This window comes from Phaeovulum sp., from assembly GCF_041596715.1.
Taxonomy (GTDB): domain Bacteria; phylum Pseudomonadota; class Alphaproteobacteria; order Rhodobacterales; family Rhodobacteraceae; genus UBA6213.
This window is the reverse complement of sequence record NZ_JBFHIA010000286.1, coordinates 1-3,398: the sequence shown is the minus strand read 5'-3', so window position 1 is coordinate 3,398 and position 3,398 is coordinate 1. Positions and strand designations below refer to the sequence as shown.

The following is a 3,398-nucleotide window of genomic DNA, read 5'->3' as shown; positions in this document are numbered from 1 at the left end:
CGTTCTTCCGATTGGCGAGTGTGTTTTGCAGCAACGCCATGCTGTTTGCTTCGATCACCTCATGCGCATCGCGGTAAGCCAGCGCCCCCATCGCGCCAAGCCCGGCCAATCCTAGGGCCGCGAGCATCAGCGGCAGTTTGATACCGAGTCTGAGGGTGTTGAACGACAGCATCTGCAACCTCCGATATCGCCGTGCGCAGACACGACATCACGCCATCGGCGAAACACATCGCCGGGCGTGAGCATTGCCCAGAGTGCTGAAGATTCGTTTAAGCTACGCGCGCTACCAGCGGCCGCTGAAAACGGGGCGCAACAGCGTCGCGCGCCGGCGAAACTCCGAGGGTTCCAGCTGCCCGGCGGCAACGCAGGCTGGCTCGGCTTGCGCGCGCGCAAGCACCCAAGGTGCCAGCCAGCCGCTGAAAAGCGCAGGCGCCGCCCGGCGCGGTAGCACCTTGCGGGCGCGGCGCGCTGCGGCGATTTCGGCCAACCCCGTGGCCGCCAGCGCCGATATTGCCGCCTCGTCCGGGTCGGGCAGCGGCGGCAAGCCACGCGCGTTCAACGCAGGGACGGCGCGCAGCCAGTTTGCCAGCCCCGAAGCAAAGCCAAACCCGCGCACCACCGGCTCTGCCGCGACTGGCGCGCCAAGCGCAAGCGCAGATGCCCACATCAGGTTGCCCGCTGTCGCCTCGATATGGCTGCGCAATTCAGCCGCATCCGCAAAACCCTCGCGCCAACATTCGCGCCGCCGCGCCTCGGCCATTGCGGCAAGAGGCGCGATCAGCGCCGGGGTTCGGGCAACCAGCGGCGCAAGCTCGCGCAAAAGCGGATGGGCCGGGGATTTGCCAGCACCCAGATCGTCGAGTGAATCGCACCACCATTGCAGCCGCATCTCGGCCACCAAAGGCTCGGCAGAGGCCCAAGGGGCGCGGGCAAGCTGCAAGTTCAACGCATAAAGCGGCCAGAGCGTCACGCGCGCTGCCGCAGGCGCGGCCAAGGTTGCCACAAAGCGATCAGGGTCGCCAAGGCGCACCTCTTCGGCAGATGTTGCGGGCCTGGTCGTGTTCATTTCGGTTCCGCCACGATTAGGGCGTAGGCGATGCTTTCAGGGCAACGTCGCCACGCCGCGATTTCACGTTCAGAGGCATCGAGCACCTCGGCCAATGCGGCAGAGGGTTGGCCTTTGCGCAGCAGCGCAATGCGTGCCGCAAGCGATGCATAATAGACCTGCCACGGATCGCCCACCAGCAAGCGTTGGCCCATGATGCGAAACCCCGCGGCAGAAAACCGCGCGGCAAGCCCGGCAGGATCGGATAGCTCGACCGGTTCGCCTTGCCAAAAGGCGCGGGCGCAGGGGTTGGCGGGACGCTCCAGGAGAACCGGCTCCGAAACTGCGACCTTTCCCTTTGGTTTCAACACCTTGCGCCATGCATCCAGCGCCACGCCGAGGCCCGGAAAATAGGCAGCCCCCGCGCACCAGATCAGATCAAATGGCCCACCGGGCACCAGCATATCGCCCACGCGGGCCGTAGCGCGCGCGCCAAAGCGCGCCAGCCGCGCCTGCGCCTCGCCAGCAAGGCTTGGGGTGATGTCGATGGCCTGAATACGCGCAAGCGGCAGCGCCTCGGCCAGCGTTTCAGCATCAGCACCCGAGCCACAGCCTGCATCGCAGATATCGGCATCGGCCGGCGTGCCTGCCACGCCAATCGCCCAATGCACATCAGCAGGAAGCCCCGGCCCCTCGCGCAAGAGGTTTGAATAAAGGGTGAAAAACGCAGGCGTCGTCAATTGCCGCGCCTCGGATCGTAAGGTCTGAGGCCCGCGCGCCTCATGCGGGCACCACGCGGTCGCGCACCAGTTTCCAGACCATCGCATCCAGAAGCGCCTCGAAACTGGCGTCCACGATGTTGGGGCTGACCCCGACGGTAGACCAGCGCCGCCCCTGCCCGTCTTCGCTGTCGATGATCACGCGGGTCACGGCCTCGGTGCCGCCTTGGGTGATGCGCACCTTGAAATCGACCAGCTTCATGTCGTCGATGCAGGCCTGATAGGGGCCAAGGTCTTTGCCAAGCGCCTTGGCCAGCGCGTTGACCGGGCCACGGTCGGACCCTGCAGCATCCATGCTTTCAGACACTGACAGCGTCTTTTTGCCGCCAATCTTCACCACCACGACGGCTTCGGAAAGGCTGACCATGCGGTCATACTTGTTCTTGCGCCGCTCGACCGTGACGCGGTAGCGCTTGACCTCGAAAAAATCGGGCAAAAGCCCCATTTCGCGCCGCGCCACCAGCTCGAAGCTCGCCTGCGCGCCGTCATAGGCATAGCCCTGATCTTCGCGCTCTTTCACCACTTCAAGAATCCGCGCCAGCCGCGGGTCGCGCGCATCAGCCTCGATCCCGGCGGCGGCAAGCCGCGCGCGCAGGTTCGACTGCCCGGCCTGATTGCTCATCGGAATGACCCGCGCGTTGCCGACCAGCGCGGGGTCGATATGCTCATAGGTGGCGGGGTCTTTCTGGATGGCCGAGGCGTGCAGCCCGGCCTTGTGCGCAAATGCGCTGGCCCCGACATAGGGCGCACTGCGCAGCGGCACACGGTTGAGAATATCGTCCAGCGCCCGGCTTAACCGCAGGATGCCCGCCAGTGCTTCGTGCGAAACCCCGGTTTCATAATGGCTTGCGTAGGGTTCCTTGAGCAGAAGCGTCGGCAGCAGGCTGGTGAGGTTGGCATTGCCGCAGCGTTCACCCAGCCCGTTGAGCGTGCCCTGCACCTGCCGCGCGCCCGCGTCGATTGCGGCCAGCGTATTGGCCACCGCATTGCCGGTATCGTCATGGCAATGAATACCAAGCTGCGCGCCGGGAATACCGGCTGCAATCACCTCGCGCGTTACGCGCCCGACTTCGGCAGGCAGCGTGCCGCCGTTGGTATCGCAAAGCACCACCCAGCGCGCGCCCGCATCAAGCGCTGCGCGAAGGCAATCCAGCGCATAGGCCGGATCGGCGCGGTAGCCATCGAAGAAATGCTCGGCGTCAAACAGCGCCTCGCGCCCCCCTGCCACCACATGTGCAATGCTATCGGCAATGGCCGCGCGGTTTTCGGGCAGGCTGACGCCCAGCGCGGTGGTCACATGATAAGGGTGGGTCTTGCCGACAAGGCAGACCGCAGGCGTGCGCGCATTCATCACCGCGGCCAACACATCGTCATTTTCGGCCGAGCGGCCAACCCGTTTTGTCATGCCGAATGCGGTGAAGGTGGCGCGGGTTTGCGGGCGGCTTTCAAAGAAATCCGAGTCGGTCGGGTTCGCCCCCGGCCAGCCGCCCTCGATATAATCGACGCCAAGCGCGTCGAGCGCCGCCGCGATCTGCGCTTTTTCCGCCGCCGAGAACTGCACGCCCTGCGTTTGT

At 65.4% G+C, this 3,398-nt stretch carries 3 protein-coding genes; all 3 read right to left on the bottom strand.

Annotation, left to right across the window (positions count from 1 at the left end):
- Positions 1–283: 283 nt before the first annotated feature.
- On the bottom strand, positions 284–1,066 hold the full coding sequence (locus ABY403_RS14715) for a squalene/phytoene synthase family protein (RefSeq protein ID WP_372841573.1): 783 nt from the start codon (positions 1,064–1,066) through the stop codon (positions 284–286).
- Positions 1,063–1,785, bottom strand: coding sequence for a trans-aconitate 2-methyltransferase (locus tag ABY403_RS14710; protein WP_372841572.1), 723 nt, complete (start codon positions 1,783–1,785; stop codon positions 1,063–1,065). Before ABY403_RS14710 ends, ABY403_RS14715 begins: the two co-directional genes overlap by 4 nt.
- A gap of 40 nt (positions 1,786–1,825) precedes the next feature.
- A partial coding sequence (cimA, locus tag ABY403_RS14705; protein ID WP_372841571.1) for a citramalate synthase occupies positions 1,826–3,398 on the bottom strand: 1,573 nt, incomplete at its 5' end.